The organism is Cellulosimicrobium sp. PMB13 (assembly GCF_051294865.1).
In the GTDB taxonomy this organism is placed as follows: domain Bacteria; phylum Actinomycetota; class Actinomycetes; order Actinomycetales; family Cellulomonadaceae; genus Cellulosimicrobium.
Window position 1 is genome coordinate 3740902 of record NZ_CP145910.1, and the last position, 22225, is coordinate 3763126.

The window sequence follows — 22225 nt, forward strand, 5'->3', positions numbered from 1 at the left end:
TCCTCGTGCCACCGGCAGCCGCCGAGGAGGCCGCCGAGGAGTTCACCGAGGTCCTCAGCTTCGAGACCTACGAGCGCAGAGGCCTGACCGGGCAGGACGGGTGGTCGGCCTCGACGGCCGCCCAGGTCGTCGCCGACCCGCTCAACGCGAACAACCAGGTGCTCGAGATGGTCGGGGGCGGCCAACGAGCCCACCGCGCCGTCCCGGGGATCGCCGAGGGCACCACCGGCACCGTGTTCTTCCGGTTCATGCGCTCGGGCAGCGTGGACACGTCGTTCGGCATCACGGACGTCGACGCGCCCTCCGACTACGTGAACAGCCGCGCCTACGTGAACAACCAGAACAACGACGTGATGCTCGTCCGCGACGGCGGGGCGTTCAAGCCCGCCGGCGTGTGGTCGCGCGACACGTGGCAGTGCGTGTGGGTGGTCGCCGACAACGCGACGGACAAGGTCGCCGTCTACAGCCAGGGCGGACCGTACGAGGAGATCACCCGGCTGCCCGAGGGCACCGAGCAGCAGTTCGGGTTCCGCCAGGCCGTGACCGGGGCCCTCGACCGGTTCTTCTGGATCAACGGGGCCAGCAGCGCGGGCCGGCTCATGCTCGACGACGTCGCCGTCGACACCGCGGGCGAGAACCTCGCGATCCCGACGGGCAACCCGGCCGACTGCGCCGCCGGTGGGACCACACCGAGCGAGCCGCTGCTCAACCCGCTGCCCGACCCCACCCCGTCGGCCCTGGGCATCGAGGTCACCGAGCTGGCCCAGCTCCCCGAGTCGACGACGACGCCCGCGACCCAGGACCAGCGCCTGGTGCGGCACAACCGCATCACCCACCTCGACGAGGTGCCCGACGGCTCGGGCCGTCTCGCCGTCCCGGACATGAACGAGGTCCTCTACCTCGTCGACAAGGAGACCGGCGAGCACGTCCCGTACCTCAACGTGCGCGACCAGTTCGTCGACAACTTCCACAACCACGCCGGTCTCGGCACGGGCTTCGGCTTCGTCGAGTTCCACCCCGAGTTCGCGACGAACGGGAAGTTCTACACCGTGCACACCGAGGCCGGCACCGCGCTGACCGAGGACACCCCGGACTTCCCCGGCTTCGGCAACACCGCGTTCCACAGCGTGATCACCGAGTGGACGGCGACGGACCCTGCCGCGGAGGTCTTCGAGGGCACGAGCCGCGAGCTCCTGCGCGTGCCGTTCGCCGGGCGCGTGCACACCGTCCAGCAGATCGCGTTCAACCCGACCGTCGAGCCCGGCCACCCGGACTACGGCACCCTCTACGTCCTCGTCGGCGACGGCGGCAACGGGGTCGGCAACGGCAACCCGCAGAACCTGGCGACGCCGCAGGGCAAGATCCTGCGCATCGACCCCCTGGGTGACGGCAGCACCAACGGTCAGTACGGCATCCCCGCGGACAACCCGTTCCTCGGTACCCCGGGCGCCCTGCCCGAGATCTACGCCGTCGGCATGCGCGACCCGCACCGCATCAGCTGGGACCCCGAGGGCGACCACACGATGTACCTGGGGCACATCGGCGAGTGGCAGGTCGAGTCGGTCTACGCCGTCGAGCCGGCCGACAACTTCGGCTGGTCCGTCCGCGAGGGCCCGTTCCTCGCGGAGAACCGCCAGATCTTCCCGCTGCCCGCGAACGACGCCGAGAACGGCTTCACCTACCCCGTGGCCGCGTACGACCACAACCGCGACCCCGGCCAGACCGGTGACGCGGGCGTCGCGCTCAACGGCGGCTTCGTCTACCGCGGCGACATCCCCGAGCTGCAGGGGCGCTACCTGTTCACCGACCTGGTGCGCGGCTGGGTGCTCGCGACCAAGCAGGACGAGATGGTCCGCAGCGACGGCGACCTCGCCGACCTCGCGGAGATCGAGCACCTGCGGGTCTTCGAGGACGGCGTGGAGACGACGTTCCAGGAGCTGGTCGGCGACCAGCGCGTCGACCTGCGCTTCGGCTCCGACGCCGACGGCGAGCTCTACCTGGTCGCCAAGGCCAACGGGATGATCTGGAAGGTCACCGGCGCCCGGCACGCGGGCGCGTCGTCGCCGGTCGCGCTGCCGGAGCTCGCACCGAACCTGGTCGCGCACTACGACTTCGACCACCCGGCCGAGGGCGCCCCCACCTGGGAGGCCGACCAGGGGTGGTCCGGGACGGACATCGAGCTCGTCAACGGCGGCGTCGAGATGCGCGTGGCCGACCGGGCCTACCCCGGCGCGGGCGAGGCGCTGCAGACGCAGCAGATGAGCCCGCTCACGTCCTCGAACGACGACTGGAAGGCCGGCCTGTACGACGCCGCGGGCGTCGACTCGCTCGGGGCGTTCGCCGGCACCGACGAGATCTCCGTCATGGGATGGTTCAAGCCGACGGGCGAGCACCCGGCCCTCAACTCGGGCACGACGAACCCCGACGACCGCTACAACGCCATCGGCCTGGCCGGCGTGCTCACCGGCACGTCCGACGGCCACGCGGTGCGCGCGCTGCTCGAGGTCATCACGGTCGACGGCGAGCTGAAGCTCGTCGCGCTCGGCCGCCGGGTCGACGGCGCGGGGTCCTGGACGTTCGCGGCCGACCTGCCGTGGGACCAGATCCTCGAGCGGAACACCTGGGTCCACCTGGCCGCGACGTTCGACTTCGCGGGCGGCGAGATGAAGCTCTTCATGAACGGCGAGGAGCTGGCCGGCCGGTACACGGCCGCCAACCCCTGGGGTGCGGGAGCCACGTCCCCGACCGACCCGGCCGGCATCAAGATCGGGGGCAGCTTCCCGCAGGACACGCGTGAGGCCAACCCGTTCACCGGCCGCATGGACGACCTGATGTTCCTCGACACGGTCCCGACGCCGGAGCAGGTCGCGGCCCAGTACGCGCTGTTCGGGGCCGAGCCCGTGGAACCGCCCGCACCGCCGTCGTGCGCACCCGCGGGCGAGCAGATCACGGACGTCATGGGGGCAGAGAGCTGGGCTCCCCGGACGCCGGCCAAGTGGCAGTTCCCGGGCGAGGAGATCGTGCTCGCCGAGGCCGGGGACAACCCGAACGACGGCATCCGGCGGCCGTTCGAGTACGCCGTCCTCACCGAAGGGCCCGAGCTGGGCTCGTTCGCGCTCGACGCCGAGGTCCGGCTCGACGCTCCGGCGTCGGTGAACAACCGCGACGTCATCGTCGTGTTCGGGTGGCAGTCGGACACCGAGTACTACTACGCCCACCTCTCGCAGGACAACACGATCTACGCCCACAACGGCATCTTCAAGGTCGACGGCAAGGACCGGGAGCGGATCGACGACCAGTGGGACGGGGCGGTCGGCGCGCCGCCGGCGGTCACCGACGAGGAGTGGCACGACGTGCGCGTCGTGCGCTGCGCGGACAGCGGGGACATCGCCGTCTACGTCGACGGGCTCGACACGCCGCTCCTCACCGCGAACGACACGACGTTCGCCGAGGGCCGCGTCGGCTTCGGCTCGTTCGACAACACCGGCCGCCTGCGCGACCTCACGGTCACGGCGGCCGAGGAGCCGGCCGCGATCGACCTGGACGTCCAGGTGTCGCCGCGCTGCCTCGCCGGTCGCACGTACCTCGCGGTCTCCGCGACGAACGCGAGCGACGTGCCCGCGGACGTGACGCTCTCGACGGCGTTCGGCAGCCGGACGGTCGCGGACGTCGCACCAGGGGCGTCGGCCTACCAGTCCTTCGCGGTCCGCGCGCCGTCCCTCGCGGCCGGGTCGGTCACGGTCTCGGCCGAGGCGGTCGTCGACGGCGAGGAGGTGTCGTCGGAGGTCGTCGTGGAGCACGGCGCGCACACCTGCGGGTGAGCCCCGTGGCCTGAGGTGAGGGGGTGTGCGCGGTCGCCCGCGCACACCCCCTCCGTCGTCAGCCGCACCACTTCGTGGCGGTGCTGCCGACCGCCCTACACGTTCGCGCGTCGGCGCCTCTTCGGTCTGCACCGGCTCCTGGCCGCGGTGTCGAACAACGTCAACCAGATGGCGAAGGCGACCAACGCGACCGGCGAGGTGCAGGACGAGATGGTCGAGACGCTGCGGGCAGTGCGACGTCTCGCCGAGCGATCGACGCGTCGATCGACGGGTTGAGCCGGTCGCTCGCACGTGGGCCCGTGAGGACCCCGACGCGGTGCGCGCTGAGGAGCACATGCGCACCGAGATGCGCACCCGGTACTGCCTGGACCCCGACGGGCTCGCCTCCCGCGTGCAGGCCGAGCGTGACGCGCGCGCGCCCGGTCCGTGGTTCGAGGCCCGCGACGAGTTCGACGGCTCGCACCCGGTCCGCGAGCTCACGAAGGACGACGCGCTGGCGATGATCGACCGGCTGCCGGCGGACGCCGACCTGGGACCGATCGGTCGCGGCGGGCTGCGTGACGTGCAGGCGTGCAAGGGCAAGGACCCCGACGTCGACCTCGCGATCCCGTCGAAGTACCCACACACCTGATGAGCCAGGCCGAGCTCGTGGCCATCCCGGCCGCCGAGAAGGAGCGCCACCGCGCCGCCGCGGAGCACGCTGAGGCGCAGCGACTGATGCAGCAGGCCGACCGCGAGGACCGGCTGGCGGACCAAGCGCGCAGCGCCGCAGAGCACGAACCGGACCCCGACGAGCGTGCGCGGGCGGTCGCGGAGGCGATGCAGCGTGACACACTCGGTGGCCGGGCCCGCGAGGACGGTCGTGCCGCGTACGACAGCGCCGAACGCCGTGACGCCACCGCGAACGTGCTGCGCGCAAAGGGCATCGACGGCGACGTCGTCGCGACCAGGATGCGCGCCGATGTCAGCCAGGCCCGGCCCGCCACGGAAGCCGTGGCGGCCAGACCCGCGGGCCGCAGCCCGAAGGCCCGCAAGACCCGAGGCCGCGCAGCGCACGCTCGGCGCACGGACTCGACCGCTGAGCTCCGATGAGGGGCTACACGGGGACGAAATATCTTCTGACATCCCCAAAGGTGCCGCCGGCGCCAAATCCGGCGCCAGGGTTTACGGCCTTCGCGGAGTCGGACCACTCGCAAGTCCGCTCTGGCGCAACAGGGGGCGGACATCTAGGTTGCGATGGTAACCCCCATGTTCTGGAGTCGGCGCGCCAAATCGTCGATTGCGCTGCGAGAGAGTAAAACCGTAAACCCCGCTGGGCGTTGCGCCGACTGGCGTATCGGTGAAGCCCAGAATCTAGCGACTCGATGAAGCGTCTCGATGAGCAGTCGGTGCGGATGCCCTTCTGCCAGGCAGAGACGCTCAGCATCCTTAACCAGCACCAGATAGCGGTCCGCTGGCATCCACTGGAGATCTGAGAGGCAGTCGTACAGCGCGTCCCAGTTCCAGCCAAAGTACACCGGGAACCGAAACCCCTTATCAAATGCATCGAATATTTCATACTCGCCTCGCAGGTCATCAACGTCGAGCATAACGACAGCGGAAACCCCTGGCTGCAGAAGAATCCGCCCGGCCGGCGATTCGGTTACTCCGTCGGTTATCCTGAAGAACGTGCCGCTCACCATTGCTACCTCCCAGGGACGGCGACGATAAATGTCTGATAGTGGGTGGGTGTGTAATAGATCGAACCGTCGGACCCTGTCACGTCACGGTGAACAGGTCGCCCGGCACGACGGCGCGGAGGCCGGCACGCCGTTCGGGGACGGTCAGCCGCGGTCGGCCGGGGGCGCCGTCGAGTCGCGCACGACGAGCGCGTGACCCGTCGCCCGGCGTCGGGGCCGAGCCGACGGCGGTCGCAGCGCCAGCTCGAGGGCGGCGGCGCCGATCTCGCTCATGGGCAGGCGCACCGTCGTCAGCGCGGGCGCGAGGTCCTGGGCCACCTGGATGTCGTCGAAGCCCGTCACGGACATCTCGCGCGGTACGGCGGTGCCGCGCTCGCGCAGGACCGAGAGCACGCCCGTCGCCATCGCGTCGTTGAGCGCGAGGATCGCCGTGGTGCCGGGGTGGTCGTCGAGCAGGCGCTGCGTCGCGTCGCGTCCGCCCTCGCGGGTGAACGCTGCGTGCGCGACGGCGAGCCCGTCGGGGTCCAGACCGTGGCGCGCGACGGCCGTCCGGATGCCCGCGAGCCGGTCGACCATCGTGGTGAGGTGCGCCGGGCCTGCCGCGACCGCGAGGCGGCGGTGCCCGAGCCCGAGGACGTGCTCCGCGATGCTCTCCCCGGCGGCCTCGTTGTCGGGCAGCACGGCGTCGGACCGCAGACGGTGCCGCCCGACGACGACGACCCGTCCGCCCGACTCCTCGAACGCGGCGAGCTCGCGACCGGACTCGTCCTCCATCACGGGGTCCACGTAGCCGGACCCTGCGAGGACGATGGCCCCGACGCGGTGCGCCCGCAGGAGACGGATCTGCGCCACCTCCGCTGCTGGTTCCCGCTCGGTGTGGCTGATCTGCACGCTCCACCCGTGGTCGCCCGCCACGCGGACGACCCCGCTCGCGATCTCGGCGAAGTACGGGTCGCCGATCTCGTAGACGATGAGGCCCGCGACCGACGTCCTGCCGCCCGCGAGCGTGCGCGCGTGGAGGTTGGCGACGTAGCCGAGCTGCGTCGCGACGGTGCGCACGTGCGCCGCGACCTCCTCCGACACGCCCACGCTGCCCGAGAGCGAGCGCGACGCGGTCGCGAGGGAGACGCCCGCCCGCTGCGCCACGTCGACGAGCCGCGGCGCGGTCCGGTCCTTGACCGGACGACCCTCTCCCCGCACACGCGCTCCGATCGTTCGTGGCCCAGCCTGGGCCGACAGGAACCGACAACGGCCGACAAGGGCCGACCACGCCGCTGCGGCCGACACCTCGTTGTGACGCTTGCCACACCCGTTGACGACAGCGTACTGTGACGAAAGCGCTTACGAAAGCGCTTCCGTACACCGAGGTACGGGTGAGTTCCTCACTACGACGAGGTAGGGAGATTTCGTCCATGTCTTCACGGTTGCCCGCACGTACCACCCGCCGCCGCGCGTTCGCCGTCGCCGCCGGCCTGTCCACCGCGGCCCTGGTCCTGACCGCCTGCTCCGGCGAGGGAGGCGGAGACGGCGGCGGCGGGTCGGAGGACGACCCGATCGTCGTCGGCATCTCCCTCCCCCTCACGGGCGACTTCTCCGAGCCGGGCAAGGGCGTCCAGCGCGGCTACGAGGCCTGGGCCGAGTTCGTCAACGAAGACGGCGGGCTGCTCGGCCGCCAGGTCGAGCTGAAGATCCTCGACGACCAGTCCAACGCCGACCGCGTCGTGCAGGACTACGAGGCGCTCATCGCGCAGGACGAGGTCGACCTCGTGTTCGGCCCGTTCTCGACGCGGCTCGTCGTGCCGAGCGCCCGCGTCGCCGAGGAGTACGGGATGCTCTTCGTCGAGCCCGCCGGTGCGGCCAACGAGGTGTTCGAGCAGGGGTTCGAGAACCTCTTCTACGCCGCCCCGGCCATCGCCGACGACCACTACAACTACCTCGCGGACCACATCCTCGCCATGCCCGAGGGCGAGCGCCCGCAGACCGTCGCCGTCGCCGCCATGGACGACCCGTTCGCCCAGGGCACCGCGTACGGCCTGCGCGACAAGCTCGCCGACGCGGGCCTCGACATCGTGGTCGACGAGGTCTATCCGCCCAACACGACCGACTTCTCGTCCATCGCCGCGAAGATCAGCGACTCGGACGCCGACATGGTCATCGGCGGCACGCAGTACCAGGACGCGGTCAACCTCATCGTGGCGCTGCAGCAGCTCGGCTACCAGCCCGACCTCGCGGCGTTCTCGACCGCTCCCACGAACCCTGAGTTCTCCTCCGCGATCGGCGCCAAGACCGAGGGCATCCTCTCGCCCACCGGGTACACCGAGACGGCTGCCTGGCCCTCCAACGTCGACTTCGTCGAGCGGTACACGGAGCTGCACGGCAACCCGCCCGGCGAGGACGAGGCCAACGCCTACACGACCGGGCAGGTCGTGGCCGCGGCCGTCGAGGCCGTCGGCTGCGCCGAGCAGGGCGACTGCCAGCAGGAGCTCATCGACTGGCTGCGCAACAACGAGGTCGAGACCGTCGTCGGCCCGCTCACGTGGGACGAGACGGGCAAGCCGCAGGGCGCCCACCTCATCCAGCAGTACGTCGACGGCGAGATCCAGATCGTCCTCCCCGAGGACACCAAGGAGGCCGACTTCATCTACCCGAAGCCGGCCTGGTGATCTCCTCGTGACGCTGACACTCCTCTTCCAGAGCCTCGTGCTCGGCGTGCTGCTGGGAGGGCTCTACGCCCTCCTGGCAGCGGGCCTCACCCTCTACTTCGGCGTGATGCGCGTCGTGATGATCGCCCACTCGGCGTTCCTCATCCTCGCCGCGTACCTCGCCTGGTTCTTCAACCAGCAGACCGGCATGGACCCGCTGCTGTCGCTCGTGATCACGGTCCCGCTGTTCTTCCTCGTGGGCGTCGGCATGCAGCGCCTGCTCATCACGCGCCTGCGGCCCGCGACGCTCACGATGATGTCGGTCCTGCTGACGTTCGCCATCGCGCTGTTCATCGAGGGCATGATCGGCTTCGTCTGGAGCGGCACCCAGCGACGCATCCAGCTCCCGTACTCGGGGGCGAGCATCGAGTTCTTCGGGGCGCGGATCGCCGTCGTGAAGCTCGTCGCGTTCGCCCTGGCCGCCCTCGCGCTCGCCCTGCTGTACGTCCTCATGAAGCACAGCCGGTTCGGCCAGGCGCTGCGCGCCACGATCCAGCACCGCGAGGCGGCGCAGCTCGTCGGCATCAAGACGGACCGCGTCGCGGGCTTCGGCTTCGGTCTCGGCCTCGCCACCGCGGCGATCGGCGGGACGGCGCTGTCGCTCGACGCGACCATCTACCCGTCGCTCCACTGGCACTGGATCGGGCCGCTCATGGCGATCATCGTCGTCGGTGGCCTGGGCTCGATCCCGGGGGCCGCGGTCGCCGCGATGGTCCTCGGCATCGGCCAGAGCCTGCTCCAGGTGCCGCTCGGCACGACGTGGGCGCAGACCATCTTCTACGTCGCGCTCTTCGCGACGCTGATGCTGCGGCCCCAGGGATTCTTCGGAGGTCGCCTTGCGCAACGCTTCTGACACCCGTCCGGCGAGTCCTCCCGGGGGCGCGCACGCCACCGGGGCGCGCACCACGGTGCCCGACGGCGCAGGCCCGGCCGCCGCTCCCGCCGCACGACGACCGTGGGGTCGCGTCGCGCGCCTCGTGGCGCTCGCCGTGGGCGTGGCGCTCGTCCTCGCCTTCCCGACGATGGCACCCAACGCGTACATCCTCTCGGCGGGCATCGTCGTCGCGAGCTACGCCTGCACGGCGACCGCCTGGAACTTCATGGGCGGCTTCACGGGCTACGTCTCGCTCGGGCACGCGGCGTTTTTCGGTCTCGGCGCGTACGGCACGGGCATCCTCATCCGGGACCTTGGCCTGCCGAGCTTCGTGGCCTGGCTCCTCGCCGGCGTGATGGTCCTGCTCATCACGATCCCGCTCGGCATCGCCGCCCTGCGCGTGCGCGGCGCGTCGTTCGTCATCGTGTCGATCGCGTTCGTGCTCATCCTGCTGCTGGTCTTCCAGGCCTGGGGCTCGTTCACCGGCGGCTCGGACGGTCTCGTCGTGCCGCGCCCCTTCCCCGACCTGCTCCGGCCCGAGCACCACCGCGTGTTCTTCTACCTGTTCGCCGCGCTCCTCGCGGTCATGCTCCTGTGCTGGTGGGCGATCGACCGCTCGCGCTTCGGCACCGGTCTCAAGGCCGTGCGCGAGGACGAGGACAAGGCGCAGGCCCTCGGCGTCCCGACGCGCAACTACAAGCTCGTCGCGTACGTCGTCTCGGCCACCTTCACGGGCCTCGCGGGCGGCATGTACGCCCTGTGGTTCGGCGACCTCGACCCGATCTTCCAGTTCTCCATCATGCTGGGCTCCTACATGGTGCTCATGGCGCTCTTCGGCGGCGTCCGGCACCTCTACGGCCCGCTCCTCGGCGCCGTGGTCGTCGGCTTCGGCCTCGAGTACTTCAAGCTCGAGTTCGGCGACACCCAGTTCCACCTCGTCGCCACCGCCCTGCTCCTCGGGATCGTGGTCCTGTTCATGCCGGACGGGATCATCCCGGCGGTCCAGTCGCTCCTCAAGCGCCTCGGCCCGCAGGACTCCTCGATCCGCGAGATGACGGCGGCCGACCTCCTCGAGCACAACCGCGCCGCCGCGGCGACCCCTTCCGAGGGTGACCCGGACGCCGGAGGCGCACCGGACGCCGTCGGGCACCAGCCCCGCCACGCGGAAGGTGCCGTGACCACCGAGGGCCCGGGAGAGGACGAGGGGCCGCGTCGTGGTGGGTCTGGCGGGAGCGAGCGAGGAACGAGCGAGCGGATGGTAGACGCGGCCCCTCGTCCTCGGACGGGCCCGCACGCGACCACCCCGGACGCGACCACCCCGGACGCAACCACCCCGACGACCCCTACCGCTCCGACACCCGAGCCCGCGACGGAATCGACCGAGGAGGACGACCGATGACGGCGACGACCGCACCACCGACCACGCGCAACCTCGAGACGGTCGGCCTCTCCAAGTCGTTCGGCGGCGTCCACGCCGTGCGCGACGCGACGGTGACGTTCCAGCACGGGAAGATCAACGCGCTCATCGGCCCGAACGGGTCCGGCAAGACGACGTTCTTCAACTGCGTGACGGGCATGATCAAGCCGGACTCCGGCACGGTGACGTTCCGCGGCGAGGACATCACGCGCAAGGCGCCGCACAAGATCGCGCGGGCGGGCATCGGGCGCAGCTTCCAGCTGTGCCGGATCTTCCCGCGCATGACGGTGCTCGAGAACATGCTCGTGGCGGTCCGCCGGACCCGCGTGCGCGAGCTCCTCGCGGGCGCGCGCAACGCGGAGGAGATCGACAAGGCGCGCGCGCTGCTCGTGCGCGTCGGCATCGACCACCTGGAGAACGCCGAGGCGCGCAACCTGTCCTACGGGCAGCAGAAGCTGCTCGAGCTCGCGGGCGTCCTCATGGGCGACCCCGACACGATCATGCTCGACGAGCCGGCGGGCGGCGTGAACCCGGCGCTCATCGGGCGGATCGGGACGCTCGTTCAGGAGCTCAACGCCGAGGGGCGGACGTTCCTCGTCGTCGAGCACAACATGGACATGGTCATGAGCCTGTCCCACCACGTCATCGTGTTCGACCGGGGCCGGCCCATCGCCGAGGGTTCCCCCGCCGTCGTGCAGTCCGACCCGCGAGTCCTGGAGGCCTACCTTGGTGTCTGAGCCGACCCCCGCAGCGGGGGCGCAGCAGGAGTACCTCCTCGAGCTGGACGACATCCAGGCCGGCTACGGCCGCGCGGCGATGGTCCTGCGCGGGCTGACGATCAAGGTCCCCGCGTCGACGGTCGTGTGCCTCGTCGGCCCGAACGGGGCCGGGAAGTCGACCGTGCTCAAGGTCGCGAGCGGGCTGCTCAAGCCCCGGTCGGGCCGCATCCTCGTGGGCGGGGAGGACGTCACGGGGCAGGGCCCGCAGGAGATGCTCTCGTCCGGGCTCGCGCACGTGCTCCAGGGGCACAGCGTGTTCCGCGAGATGACGGTGGCGGAGAACGTGCTGCTCGGCGCCTACACGCTGCGCGACAAGCAGCAGGTCGCGGAGCGGGTCGCGTTCGTGCAGAACCTCTTCCCGATCGTCGGCGAGCGGTGGAAGCAGCTCGCCGGCCTGCTGTCGGGAGGGCAGCAGAAACAGGTCGAGTTCGCGCGCTCGCTCATGGTGAGCCCACGGGTCGTGCTGCTCGACGAGCCGTCGATGGGTCTCGACCCGAAGACCACCGCCACGGTGTTCGAGCAGGTCGTGCGGATGCGCGACGCCGGCGTTGCCGTCCTGCTCGTCGAGCAGAACGCGCGGCGGGCGCTCGAGACCGCCGACATCGGGTGCGTCCTCGACCTCGGGCGCGTGCACATCACGGGACCGGCGCCCGAGCTCCTCGCGGACCCGCAGCTCTCCGAGCTCTACCTCGGCGGGCGCCCGGGCGAGCGCGCGGCGTCGGCGAACGGGTGAGCGCGGCGGCCTGACGGCGAGCCGACGTACGGTGGGCGTGGCCTGGTCTTCCCGGCCACGCCCGCTGCCGTCCCACCGACCCGAGGACCACGATGCCCAGCCCCGTCCCGTTCGCCCCCGCCCGCCGCCTGCTCGACGACGACCTCCTCGAGGCCGTCCGCTCGCGCGCCGCCGGGTACGACCGCGACAACGCGTACTTCACCGAGGACCTGGCGGACCTGACCGCTGCCGGATACCTGCGGGCGCTCGTGCCCGAGTCGTTCGGCGGCGCGGGCCTCGGGCTGCGCGAGACGGCGCGCGAGCAGGCGCGCCTCGCGGGCGCCGCTCCCGCGACGGCGCTCGCCGTGAACATGCACCACGTGTGGACGGGCGTCGCGCGGTACCTCCACGACCGCGGGGACTCGTCGCTCGACTGGCTGCTCGAGGAGGCCGGACGGGGCGAGGTGTTCGGCTTCGGGTACTCCGAGGCGGGCAACGACCTCGTCCTGCTCGGTTCGAGGACCGAGGCCCGGCCCGACGGCTCGGGCGGGTACACGTTCCACGGCCGGAAGATCTTCACGTCCAACTCCCCCGGCTGGACGCGCCTCGGCGTCCTGGGGCTCGACGCGGGGTCTGACGACAGGCCCGACGGCGGCCCGCACCTCGTGCACGCGTTCCTCGACCGGGACGCGGGCGGCATCGAGATCCTCGACGACTGGGACACGATGGGCATGCGTGCGTCGCAGTCGCGCTCGACGGTGCTCGACGGCGCTCCGGCGCGCGCCGACCGGGTGGTCCGCCGGATCCCGCCCGGCCCGACGCTCGACCCGCTCGTCGTGGGGATCTTCACGACGTTCGAGACCCTGCTCGCGGCCGTCTACACGGGGATCGCGGACCGGGCGCTCGAGCTCGCCGTCGCGGCCGCGCGCCGTCGGACGTCGATGAAGAACGACGGCGCGCCGCTCACGCAGGACCCGGACATCCGCTGGCGCCTCGCCGACGCGGCCCTCGCGCTCGACGGCGTGTGGCCCCAGATCGACACCGTCGCGGGCGAGCTCGACGCGCTCGTCGACCGCGGCGGGGGCTGGTTCCGCGCGACGGCGGGGCTCAAGGTGCGCGCGACGGAGACGGCGAAGCACGTGGTCGAGCAGGCGGTGCGTGTCGCGGGCGGGTCGAGCTACTTCGCCGGCAACGAGCTGGGCCGCCTCTACCGCGACGTGCTCGCGGGGCTGTTCCACCCCTCCGACGACGAGTCCGCCCACTCGACGGTCGCCCAGTCGCTGCTCGGCCCCCTCCCCTGACCCGCCCCGCCGAGCCGGCGGCCATGTGGTCGTGGTCGTCGGGCGAGACGACACGCTCGAGCGCCGGTGACTCACCGATCGGTCGCCCGAGGCACCGGGTGGCGGCTGCGGCGTAACCTGCGGCCATGACCCCGCACGACCTGCCCGACGCCGTCCCGCCCGCCCCGCACGACCTGCCGGACGCCGTCGCGACGACCCTGCGCGACCCGTCCCTGTCCCCCGCGACCCTCGTGGTCGCGGCAGGACGGCCCGCGCGGGCGCAGGGCGCGCCGGTCAACCCGCCCGTCGTGCTGTCCTCGACGTACGTCTCGCAGGGCGTCCAGCAGCCTGGCGAGCTCCTGTACGCGCGCATGGACACCGAGACGTGGCACCCGTTCGAGGAGGCGCTGGCCGCGCTGGAGGGCGCCGAGCAGCCAGGGGTGGTCTTCTCGTCGGGCATGGCGGCGATCGCCTCGGTCTTCTCGTTCGTCCCCGCGGGAGGCGTCGTCGTCGTCCCGCGGCACGCGTACCAGGTCACGCTCGGCTTCGCGGACGACCTCGCGCAGCGCGCGGGGGTCGAGGTCCGGCGCGTCGACGTCGCGGACACCGACCAGGTCGTCGCGGCGCTCGACGGCGCGTCGCTCCTCCTGGTCGAGTCGCCCACCAACCCCATGCTCGAGGTCGCGGACCTGCCCGTGCTCCTGGCCGCCGCGCGCGAGCGCGGTGTGCTGACCGCCGTCGACAACACGTTCGCGACACCGCTCGGCCAGCGCCCGCTCGACCAGGGTGCCGACCTCGTGGTGCACTCCGTGACCAAGTACCTCGCGGGTCACTCCGACGTCGTCCTCGGCGCCGTGGTCACGTCCTCGGAGGACCTCGCGCAGCGCGTGCGCGCGTACCGCACGCTGCACGGCGCGATCCCCGGACCGTTCGAGGTCTGGCTCGCGCTGCGCGGCCTGCGCACGCTCGCCCTGCGGGTCGAGCGCTCGCAGGCGACCGCGGCGGAGCTCGCGCGCCGCCTCGCCGACCACCCGGACGTCGTGGAGGTCCGGCACCCGAGCCTGCCGGACGACCCGGGGCACGAGCGCGCCGCGCGGCTCATGACGGGCTTCGGGTCGATCCTCGGGGTCCGGCCGGTCGGAGGCGCCGAAGGTGCGGACGCCGTCGTGGCAGCGGTGCGGCTCTGGGTGCCCGCGACGAGCCTCGGCGGCGTCGAGTCGAGCCTCGAGCGGCGGCGCCGGTTCGCCACGGAGTCGGTCACCGTCCCCGAGGACCTGCTGCGCCTGTCGGTCGGCATCGAGGACGTCGAGGACCTGTGGCGCGACCTGGACGGGGCGCTGCGCTCAGCGCGCGGCTGACGGGCGACCCTCGGCCGGCGACCCACCCAGTGCCGCGTCCGCCGCATCGTCCGGTCGGCGCTCCGCCGGCAGGTAGAAGACGCCCAGGTCGAGGTCGACGTCGAACGGCCGCCCCTCGGCCGGCCGCTGGACGATGTCGAGACGCTGCCGCTCCTTCTCCTCGGTCACGTGCGTCCGGCTCGGCTGGAAGATCTCGACGATCTCGCCGAACATCCCCGACCCGGCGCTCTCTCCGTGCTCCGCCTCGCGACGTGCCCGCGCCTCCTTGCCCGACGCGAAGCGCTCGATGCCGACGATGAGCAGCGCGAGCACGACGAGCGTCACGAGGATGCCTGCGGCCTGCGCCCCGAGCTCCGCGATCATCTCGTCACCCTACCGAGACCGGACAGTCGCCGGAACGCCGCCGGACCGTGTCCGGACCGTCGCGCGCGCGTGACCCGCCGTTCCTAGGATCGAGGGATGACGACGAGGCGTGCGGGCACGGCCCGGTTCACCCCGACCGCGGCGACGGCGACGGTGCTCGCCCTCACGCTCGCCGCGTGCTCCACCGGCGGCGGGACGGACGACGACCCGCCCCCCTCGGCCACCGCGACGAGCGAGGCGCCGAGCCCCACGGAGACCTCGGAGCCACCGGCCGAGACCGCCACCGACGACCCGACCGCGCCCGCCGACGAGTCGTCCGACGCCCCCGTGCCGTTCCCCGCGAACACCGAGCCCGACGTCCAGGAGCCCACGGCCGACGCGCTGCTCACCGTGACCGACATCCGGGTCGGCCACCACGACGGGTACGACCGGGCCGTGCTCGAGCTGGGCGGCACGGGCACGCCCGGCTGGCGCGTGGAGTACGTCGACCGGCCGGTCGGCGACGGCAAGGGCGACGTCGTCGAGGTGGACGGCGACGCCTTCCTGCAGGTCATGATCTCGGGCTCCGGCTACCCCATGGACACGGGCGTCGAGGAGCACTCCGAGCCGAACCCGGTCGAGGGGGGCGACGACGGGGTGATCGAGGAGGTGCGGCTCCTGGGCGTGTTCGAGGGGTACACGCAGGCGTTCGTCGGGGTCGACGGCGAGCAGCGGCCGTTCCGCGTGTTCGCGCTCGAGAACCCGACCCGCGTCGTCGTCGACGTGCGCGACGACGGCTGACCCCTCGGGTCTCAGCGCTCCGCGGAGACGCCCTCGGCCTTCTGGGGCCGCGACAGCAGCCCCCGCGCCATCTCGTCGACGGGCATGCCCTCGTGCAGCACCGCGACGACGCCCGCCGTGATCGGCATGTCCACACCGACCTTCTGGGCGAGCTCGAGCACCGAGCGGCACGACTTGACGCCCTCGGCGGTACCACCGGTCGCGGTGATCGCCGCGTCGAGCGACATGCCCTGCCCGATGTGCTTGCCGAGCGTGTGGTTGCGCGACAGGGGCGACGAGCACGTCGCGACGAGGTCGCCCATGCCGGCCAGACCGGCGAAGGTCTCGGCCTCCGCGCCGAGCGCGAGCCCGAGGCGCGTGATCTCGACGAGCCCACGCGTGATGACCGTGGCCGTGGTGTTCCAGCCGAAGCCGCGGCCCTGAGCGATGCCGACCGCGAGCGCGATGACGTTCTTCACCGCGCCGCACAGCTCGACGCCCACGACGTCGCGGTTGGTGTAGGGGCGGAAGTACGACGACGAGCACGCGCGCGCCACGAAGCGCGCGACGTCCTCGTCGACGCACGAGACGACCGTCGCCGTCGGCTGCCGGTGCGCGATCTCCGGGGCGAGGTTCGGCCCGGACACGACGGCGACGCGCTCGGCCGGGAGGCCGAGCGACTGCGCGACGACCTCGCTCATGCGCTGGTCGGTGCTCAGCTCGACGCCCTTCATGAGCGACACCGCGACGGCGTCCGGTGCGACGAGCGGGCGCAGCTCCTCGAGCGTGGCGCGCGCGACCTGCGACGGGATCGCGACGACGACGAGACCCGCGCCGGCGAGCGCCTGCGCGGCGTCCGTGGTCGCGGCGATGCCCGCGGGCAGGTCGATCCCGGGCAGCCGCTTCTCGTTGCGGCGTGCGGTGTTCACCTGCTCCGCGACGGCGGGGTCACGGCCCCACAGGCGGACCTCGCACCCGGCGTCGGCCAGGACCGCGGCGAACGTGGTGCCCCAGCTCCCCGACCCGAGGACGGCGGCGACCACGGGGGCCGTCGAGGACTCGCCGGTGGACGCCGAGGCCGCGGACGGTTCGACGGCGCTCACCGGTGCTTCTCCGACCCGGGGTTCTTGCGCATGTCGAAGCGCTCGGCGGGCGCCTCCTCGCCACGGATCTGCTCGACCTGCGCGGTGATCGCCGCCATGATGCGCTCCGTCGCCTCGCGCAGCGTCGCCGTGTCGTGCGGACGGTCGTACAGGTCCGAGAGGTCGACGGGCGTTCCCGCGTGCACCGCGACCCGCTTGGGCGGGATCGGCTTGAAGACCTTCCCGTACGGCGCGAGGAGCTGCTCCGCGCCCCACTGGCCGATCGGCACGACGGGCGCACGGCTCGTCAGCGCGAGGCGGGCGACCCCGGTCTTGCCGACCATCGGCCAGCCGTCGGGGTCGCGCGTGAGCGTGCCCTCGGGGAAGAAGACGACGCACTCGCCGCGCTCGAGCTGCGTGGTCGAGTCGACGAGCGACTGCGCGGCACCGGCGGTGCCGCGGTGGACGGGGATCATCCCGGTCCGCGTGAGGATGCCGCCGAGCACGGGCACCTTCCACAGCGACGCCTTCGCCGTGATCTTGGGCGCCCTCCCCTGGTCGTAGAGGAAGTGCGCGAGCGTCACCGGGTCGATCTCGGTGACGTGGTTCGCGACGGCGATGAAGCCGCGGTCGGGAAGGTTCTGGGTCCCCTGCCAGTCGCGTCGGGTGATCGCGAAGAGCAGCGGGCGCAGGAAGAACGCGACGACGCGGTACGCGCGCGGGATGGGTGGCAGGCTCGGCACGAGCACCGAGCCTACCCGGGCGGAGCGGCCGACCCCCCGCCGCGGCAAGGTCGGGCTGGCGTGCGCCCCTCAGATCCACCCGTGCCGGCGCGCGACGTGGACCGCCTCGTGGCGGTTCGCGGCACCGAGCTTCGCGGCGGCGGACGACAGATAGTTGCGCACGGTCCCCGGTGCGAGATGGGCGCGCGTCGCGATCTCCTCGACGGGCGCGCCGTCGGCCGCGAGCTCGAGGACGTCCGCCTCGCGCGGGGTCAGCGGGCTCTCGCCCGCGGCGATCGCCTCGGCGGCGAGCTCCGGGTCGACGTACCGGCCGCCGTCGTGCACCTGGCGCACGACGTCCGCCAGCACGCGCGAGGAGACCGTCTTGGGCAGGAACCCGCGCGCCCCCGCCTCGAGCGCGCGCTTGAGGTAGCCGGGCCGGCCGTGGCTCGTGACGATGACCACGCCGCAGCCCGGCAGCTCGGCGGCGAGCCGCTCCGCGACCTCGACGCCGTCGAGACCGGGCATCTGCAGGTCGAGCACCGCGACGTCGGGCGCGTGCTTGAGCGCGGTCGCGACCGCCTCGGGTCCCGACGCCGCCAGGGCCACGACCTCGAGGTCCTCCTCGAGGCCGAGCAGGGACGCGATCGCGTCCCGGATGAGGTTCTCGTCGTCGGCGAGCAGGATGCGGATCACGAGCGTGGGGCCCTCTCGGTGGCGGGGAGCGTGCGGGGTGCGGACGAGGTCCCGGGAGGGGGGCCACCGTCGTCGGGCACGCGGGCCACCAGGCCGAACCTCCCCTCCTCGCTCCACGTCTGGAGCTCCCCGCCCGCGGCGGCGAGCCGCTCGCCCAGCCCGGCGAGCCCGGAGCCGCTGCGCCGCACGGCGCCGGGCGAGACGCCGTCGTTGACGATCTCGACGACACCGTGGGAGTCGATGCGCTGCAGCGTGATCGTGCACGTGCCCGCCGACGAGTGCCGCACCACGTTCGTGACGCCCTCGCGCACGGCCCACGCGAGCGCCTCCTGAGCCCGCTCGCCGATGACGGTCTCCTCGCCGTGGACGACGGTCTCGACACCGGCGGAGCGCAGGACGGAGCGGGCGCCCGCCATCTCGGCCGCGAGGTCGGCGGACCGGTAGCCGGCGACGACGGCGCGCACCTCGCGCAGCGCGTCCTGGGCGATGCGCCGGACCTCGAGCATCTGCTCCTCGGCGCCGGGACGGCCGCGGGCGGCGAGCTCGGCGGCGAGCTCGCTCTTCACCGCGACGACCGAGAGCGTGCGGCCGAAGACGTCGTGCAGGTCGCGCGAGAAGCGCAGGCGCTCCTCCGCGACGGCGAGCCGCGCGTGCAGGACGCGGTTGCGCTCCTGCTCCCACACGACCCCGAGCATCCACACCGACGCGCGGTAGGAGCCGAACATCGCGACGAGCATGAAGGCCACGGAGAGGGTGAGTCCCACCGCCATCCCCACGGTCGTCGGCGAGATCGGCCCCGTGCCGACCCAGACCGAGCAGCCGGTGACCACCGCGAGGCCGAGGGCGAGGACGACGAGCCGGCGGAACGTGAAGGACGGGACGAGCGCCAGGGCGCCGAACGCGAAGCCGACGAGCATCCCGTAGTAGCGCCCGCTGCCCGCGACGTCGTCCGGCCCGTCGACGGGGAACGTCCAGAACGCGACCGCGCTCACCGCGAGCGTGAGCACGCCGAGGGCACCGAGCAGCACGGGGCGGACGGGGGGACCACCGAGGAAGTGGGTCAGGCCCGCGCGCAGGCTCGCGATGCACACGACCGTGTGCGCCAGCACCAGGAGCAGCCAGACGCGCATGCCCTCGACGGTGAACGACTGGTCGATGCCGACGAGGGCGAGGGCCGCGAACGGCTCGGTCGCGGACAGCAGGTACAGGGTCCAGCGCGTGTACGTGTCGAACCGCTCGGGCGCGGTCCTCCGGGACCACACCTCGAGGAAGGTCCGGGGTCGGGTTCTCACGGTGACCAGCCTGTCACGGCGCGCGGCGCGCACGCCGTGACAGGCGTCATGAGGTCCAGGGTCAGCCGTGCGATGAGCACCCTCGGCACCGGGATCGCGGGCTGGCTCGCGGACCGGTCAGCCGCGCGACACGTCCGCGCCGAGCGCGGCGAGCTTGTCCTGGAAGTTCTCGTAGCCGCGGTCGATGAGGCTGATGCCGCGGACCGTGGAGGTGCCCTTCGCGGCGAGCGCCGCGATGAGGTGCGAGAACCCGCCGCGCAGGTCCGGGACCTCGATGTCGGCGGCTGCGAGCGGCGTCGGACCGGAGACCACCGCCGAGTGGTGGAAGTTGCGCTGCCCGAACCGGCAGTCGCGACCGCCGAGGCACTCCTTGTAGACCTGGATCGTCGCGCCCATGCCGCGCAGCGCGTCGGTGAAGCCGAAGCGGTTCTCGTAGACCGTCTCGTGCACGATCGACAGGCCCTTGGCCTGGGTGAGCGCGACGACGAGCGGCTGCTGCCAGTCGGTCATGAAGCCGGGGTGCACGTCGGTCTCGAGCACGATCGGGCTCAGGTCGCCCCCGGGGTGCCAGAAGCGGATGCCGTCGTCCTGGACGTCGAACCGCCCGCCGACCTTCCGGAACGTGTTGAGGAACGTCATCATCTCGGGCTGCGTCGCGCCCTTGACCGTGATGTCGCCGCCCGTCGCGAGCGCCGCAGAGGCCCAGGAGGCCGCCTCGATGCGGTCCCCGAGCGCGGTGTGGGTGTACCCGTCGAGGCGGTCGACGCCCTCGATGCGCAGGACGCGGTCGGTGTCGACCGAGATGATCGCGCCCATCTTCTGCAGGACGGCGATGAGGTCCATGATCTCGGGCTCGATCGCGGCGTTCGCCAGCTCCGTGATGCCCTCGGCGCGCACGGCCGTGAGCAGGGTCTGCTCGGTCGCGCCGACCGACGGGTACGGCAGCGCGATCTTCGTGCCCTGGAGACGGCGCGGCGCACGGATGTGGATGCCGTTCTCGCGCTTGTCCACGACGGCACCGAACTGGCGCAGGATGTCGAGGTGGTAGTTGATCGGCCGGTCGCCGATCCGGCAGCCGCCGAGGTCGGGGATGAAGGCCTCGCCGAGACGGTGCAGCAGCGGGCCGCAGAACAGGATCGGGATGCGGCTCGACCCGGCGTGGGCGTCGATGTCGGCGACGTGCGCCGACTCGACGTTCGAGGGGTCGAGGTCGAGGATGCCGGCGTCCGGGTCGGCCTTGACCGCCACGCCGTGCAGCTCGAGCAGTCCCGTGACGACGCCGACGTCGCGGATCTGGGGCACGTTGCGCAGCACGCTCGGCGACTCGCCGAGGAGCGACGCCACCATCGCCTTGGACACGAAGTTCTTCGCGCCGCGGACGGTGATGGTCCCGTCCAGGGGGGTGCCACCGTTCACGTACAGCACGTCGTTCATCAGCTCAGGTCGCCCTCTCGGAAGCGGGGTGGTCCGCGAGCCCGAGGTCGGGCCCTGGTGCGCCCGCGCGGGGGCACCCGGAGATTATTCACCCCCGCGGGGGCGCACGACACCGCTGACAGCCCGCGCGGCGCCATCGCACCGCGACCCTCCACAGGACCGCCACACCGGCCGACGCGATCCGCGACACCCGGTGTTCACCGACTCTTCCGTTCCAGGTCCGGCGGTCTCGTAATTCCCCGTCACCTTCGCGGGCTGTGATTCCGGCATCGCCAGTCGCGATATCCGACCGGGCCGCCCGGCCCACCTCGAAAGGAACGCCCATGCGCGCCCGCGCCCTCCCCGCCCTCGCCCTGCTCGGCGTCGGCGCTGCCGTCGTCCTCGCCGGCTGCTCGAGCACCGCCGACGCGGCCGACGCCGCCGCCACGGCCGACCCGGACGCCCCGATCACCTTCGCGACCACGCCGCTCGGCGACGACCCCGCCGCCGAGAACCCGATCGAGGCGTTCGCGGACCTCGTCGAGCAGGAGACGGGACGCGCGGTCGAGATCGTCGACGTGCCGGACTACACCGCGGTCGTCGAGGCCCTGCGCAACCACCACGTCGACATCGGCTTCATGAGCGGCTTCCCCTCCGCCCTCGCCGTCAACACGGGCGAGGTCGACTCTCTCGTCGCGTGGCCCGGCAACGACGACCCCGTCTCGACGTGCCTCGTGCTCGACGGCTCGCCGCTGCAGACCGTCGAGGACCTCACGCCCGAGTCCGTCGTCGCGTTCGCCGACCCGGCGTCGAGCTCCGGCTACTTCATGCCCGTGGCGCTGTTGCACGAGGCCGGCCTGGAGAAGGACGTCGACTACACGGCGATGTTCTCCGGCGGTCACGACATGAGCTTCACGGCCCTCAAGGAGGGTCAGGCCGACGTCGCGTGCACGTCCACGATCTTCCCCCAGATGGCCGGCGCCGGGAGCCCGATGTTCCCGTTCGAGGAGGGCGAGACGCGCTCCATCGGCGAGAGCGCGTCGATGCCCGTGGCCGTGACGGTGCTCGCCGACCAGGACCTCGCCGAGGACAAGCGCGCGCTGCTGCTCGAGGCGCTCCCGAACGTCTTCACCGAGGACAACGCCGAGGCGCTCGGCGCCATGATGGAGGCGATGCAGGGCACGGAGCCGATCCTCGAGCCCGACGACGAGATCTTCCAGCCCTTCGTCGACATCGCGGCGATCGCCGACGTCGACATCTCGGACCTGGGCTGACC

21 protein-coding genes are annotated in these 22225 nt (G+C 72.2%); 13 read left to right on the forward strand and 8 right to left on the reverse strand.

Translation table 11 applies throughout. The annotated features are described in order from the left end of the window. Positions 1–5 precede the first annotated feature (5 nt). From V5D56_RS16855 to V5D56_RS16870, 4 genes are all read left to right on the forward strand, one after another. The gene (locus tag V5D56_RS16855; RefSeq protein WP_435736431.1) at positions 6–3821 is read left to right on the forward strand and encodes a PQQ-dependent sugar dehydrogenase; all 3816 of its coding nucleotides are present in this window, start codon (positions 6–8) and stop codon (positions 3819–3821) included. 147 nt (positions 3822–3968) lie between these two features. Further along, positions 3969–4097 carry a plasmid mobilization relaxosome protein MobC gene (mobC, locus tag V5D56_RS16860; protein ID WP_435736432.1) on the forward strand — a complete coding sequence of 43 codons (129 nt, stop codon included), beginning with the start codon at positions 3969–3971 and terminating at the stop codon, positions 4095–4097. Between the two features lie 58 nt (positions 4098–4155). Continuing rightward, on the forward strand, positions 4156–4452 hold the full coding sequence (locus V5D56_RS16865; RefSeq protein WP_435736433.1) for a hypothetical protein: 297 nt from the start codon (positions 4156–4158) through the stop codon (positions 4450–4452). Next, positions 4452–4913 carry a hypothetical protein gene (locus V5D56_RS16870; protein WP_435736434.1) on the forward strand — a complete coding sequence of 154 codons (462 nt, stop codon included), beginning with the start codon at positions 4452–4454 and terminating at the stop codon, positions 4911–4913. The genes V5D56_RS16865 and V5D56_RS16870 overlap by 1 nt, the downstream gene beginning before the upstream one ends. Before the next feature lie 134 nt (positions 4914–5047). On the opposite strand, the gene V5D56_RS16875 is transcribed toward V5D56_RS16870, so the two are convergent. Beyond that, positions 5048–5500 carry a barstar family protein gene (locus V5D56_RS16875; protein WP_435736435.1) on the reverse strand — a complete coding sequence of 151 codons (453 nt, stop codon included), beginning with the start codon at positions 5498–5500 and terminating at the stop codon, positions 5048–5050. A 144-nt stretch (positions 5501–5644) separates the two neighbouring features. Beyond that, positions 5645–6700 carry a LacI family DNA-binding transcriptional regulator gene (locus tag V5D56_RS16880; RefSeq protein ID WP_435736436.1) on the reverse strand — a complete coding sequence of 352 codons (1056 nt, stop codon included), beginning with the start codon at positions 6698–6700 and terminating at the stop codon, positions 5645–5647. Positions 6701–6912: 212 nt separating this feature from the next. On the opposite strand from V5D56_RS16880, the gene V5D56_RS16885 reads away from it, so the two are divergent. The 7 genes from V5D56_RS16885 (at position 6913) to V5D56_RS16915 (ending at position 14622) form a co-directional block, all read left to right on the forward strand. Further along, complete coding sequence (locus V5D56_RS16885; protein ID WP_435736437.1) at positions 6913–8163, forward strand: amino acid ABC transporter substrate-binding protein; 1251 nt, start codon at positions 6913–6915, stop codon at positions 8161–8163. Positions 8164–8170: 7 nt separating this feature from the next. Further along, positions 8171–9055 carry a branched-chain amino acid ABC transporter permease gene (locus V5D56_RS16890; protein WP_435736438.1) on the forward strand — a complete coding sequence of 295 codons (885 nt, stop codon included), beginning with the start codon at positions 8171–8173 and terminating at the stop codon, positions 9053–9055. A gap of 55 nt (positions 9056–9110) precedes the next feature. Continuing rightward, positions 9111–10475 (forward strand): branched-chain amino acid ABC transporter permease, encoded by a 1365-nt coding sequence (locus V5D56_RS16895; protein WP_435736439.1) that lies wholly within the window; start codon positions 9111–9113, stop codon positions 10473–10475. Further along, positions 10472–11230, forward strand: coding sequence for an ABC transporter ATP-binding protein (locus V5D56_RS16900; protein ID WP_435736440.1), 759 nt, complete (start codon positions 10472–10474; stop codon positions 11228–11230). Before V5D56_RS16895 ends, V5D56_RS16900 begins: the two co-directional genes overlap by 4 nt. Further along, positions 11223–12005 carry an ABC transporter ATP-binding protein gene (locus tag V5D56_RS16905; RefSeq protein WP_251151713.1) on the forward strand — a complete coding sequence of 261 codons (783 nt, stop codon included), beginning with the start codon at positions 11223–11225 and terminating at the stop codon, positions 12003–12005. Before V5D56_RS16900 ends, V5D56_RS16905 begins: the two co-directional genes overlap by 8 nt. A gap of 92 nt (positions 12006–12097) precedes the next feature. Next, positions 12098–13285: an acyl-CoA dehydrogenase family protein gene (locus V5D56_RS16910; RefSeq protein WP_435736441.1), complete on the forward strand. Its 1188-nt coding sequence runs from the start codon at positions 12098–12100 to the stop codon at positions 13283–13285. A 125-nt stretch (positions 13286–13410) separates the two neighbouring features. Then, positions 13411–14622, forward strand: a complete 1212-nt coding sequence (locus V5D56_RS16915) for a trans-sulfuration enzyme family protein (protein WP_435736442.1) — start codon at positions 13411–13413, stop codon at positions 14620–14622. On the opposite strand, the gene V5D56_RS16920 is transcribed toward V5D56_RS16915, so the two are convergent. Beyond that, positions 14608–14985 (reverse strand): DUF6191 domain-containing protein, encoded by a 378-nt coding sequence (locus V5D56_RS16920; RefSeq protein WP_435736443.1) that lies wholly within the window; start codon positions 14983–14985, stop codon positions 14608–14610. The genes V5D56_RS16915 and V5D56_RS16920 overlap by 15 nt on opposite strands. Positions 14986–15081: 96 nt before the next feature. On the opposite strand from V5D56_RS16920, the gene V5D56_RS16925 reads away from it, so the two are divergent. Continuing rightward, positions 15082–15765: an AMIN-like domain-containing (lipo)protein gene (locus V5D56_RS16925; protein ID WP_435736444.1), complete on the forward strand. Its 684-nt coding sequence runs from the start codon at positions 15082–15084 to the stop codon at positions 15763–15765. An 11-nt stretch (positions 15766–15776) separates the two neighbouring features. Here V5D56_RS16925 and V5D56_RS16930 read toward each other — a convergent pair whose 3' ends face one another. From V5D56_RS16930 to murA, 5 genes are all read right to left on the reverse strand, one after another. After that, positions 15777–16787 carry an NAD(P)H-dependent glycerol-3-phosphate dehydrogenase gene (locus tag V5D56_RS16930; RefSeq protein WP_435739062.1) on the reverse strand — a complete coding sequence of 337 codons (1011 nt, stop codon included), beginning with the start codon at positions 16785–16787 and terminating at the stop codon, positions 15777–15779. Positions 16788–16843: 56 nt separating this feature from the next. Beyond that, complete coding sequence (locus tag V5D56_RS16935; RefSeq protein ID WP_435736445.1) at positions 16844–17569, reverse strand: lysophospholipid acyltransferase family protein; 726 nt, start codon at positions 17567–17569, stop codon at positions 16844–16846. A gap of 69 nt (positions 17570–17638) precedes the next feature. Next, a complete protein-coding gene (locus tag V5D56_RS16940) occupies positions 17639–18244 on the reverse strand; it encodes a response regulator (protein ID WP_435736446.1) in 606 nt (201 codons plus the stop codon). Beyond that, positions 18241–19536 carry a sensor histidine kinase gene (locus tag V5D56_RS16945; protein WP_435736447.1) on the reverse strand — a complete coding sequence of 432 codons (1296 nt, stop codon included), beginning with the start codon at positions 19534–19536 and terminating at the stop codon, positions 18241–18243. Before V5D56_RS16945 ends, V5D56_RS16940 begins: the two co-directional genes overlap by 4 nt. Positions 19537–19653: 117 nt before the next feature. Further along, positions 19654–20970: a UDP-N-acetylglucosamine 1-carboxyvinyltransferase gene (gene murA / locus V5D56_RS16950; protein WP_435736448.1), complete on the reverse strand. Its 1317-nt coding sequence runs from the start codon at positions 20968–20970 to the stop codon at positions 19654–19656. Between the two features lie 323 nt (positions 20971–21293). Here murA and phnD point away from each other — a divergent pair, with 323 nt between their 5' ends. Next, complete coding sequence (phnD, locus tag V5D56_RS16955; RefSeq protein WP_435736449.1) at positions 21294–22223, forward strand: phosphate/phosphite/phosphonate ABC transporter substrate-binding protein; 930 nt, start codon at positions 21294–21296, stop codon at positions 22221–22223. The last annotated feature ends 2 nt before the right edge of the window (positions 22224–22225 follow it).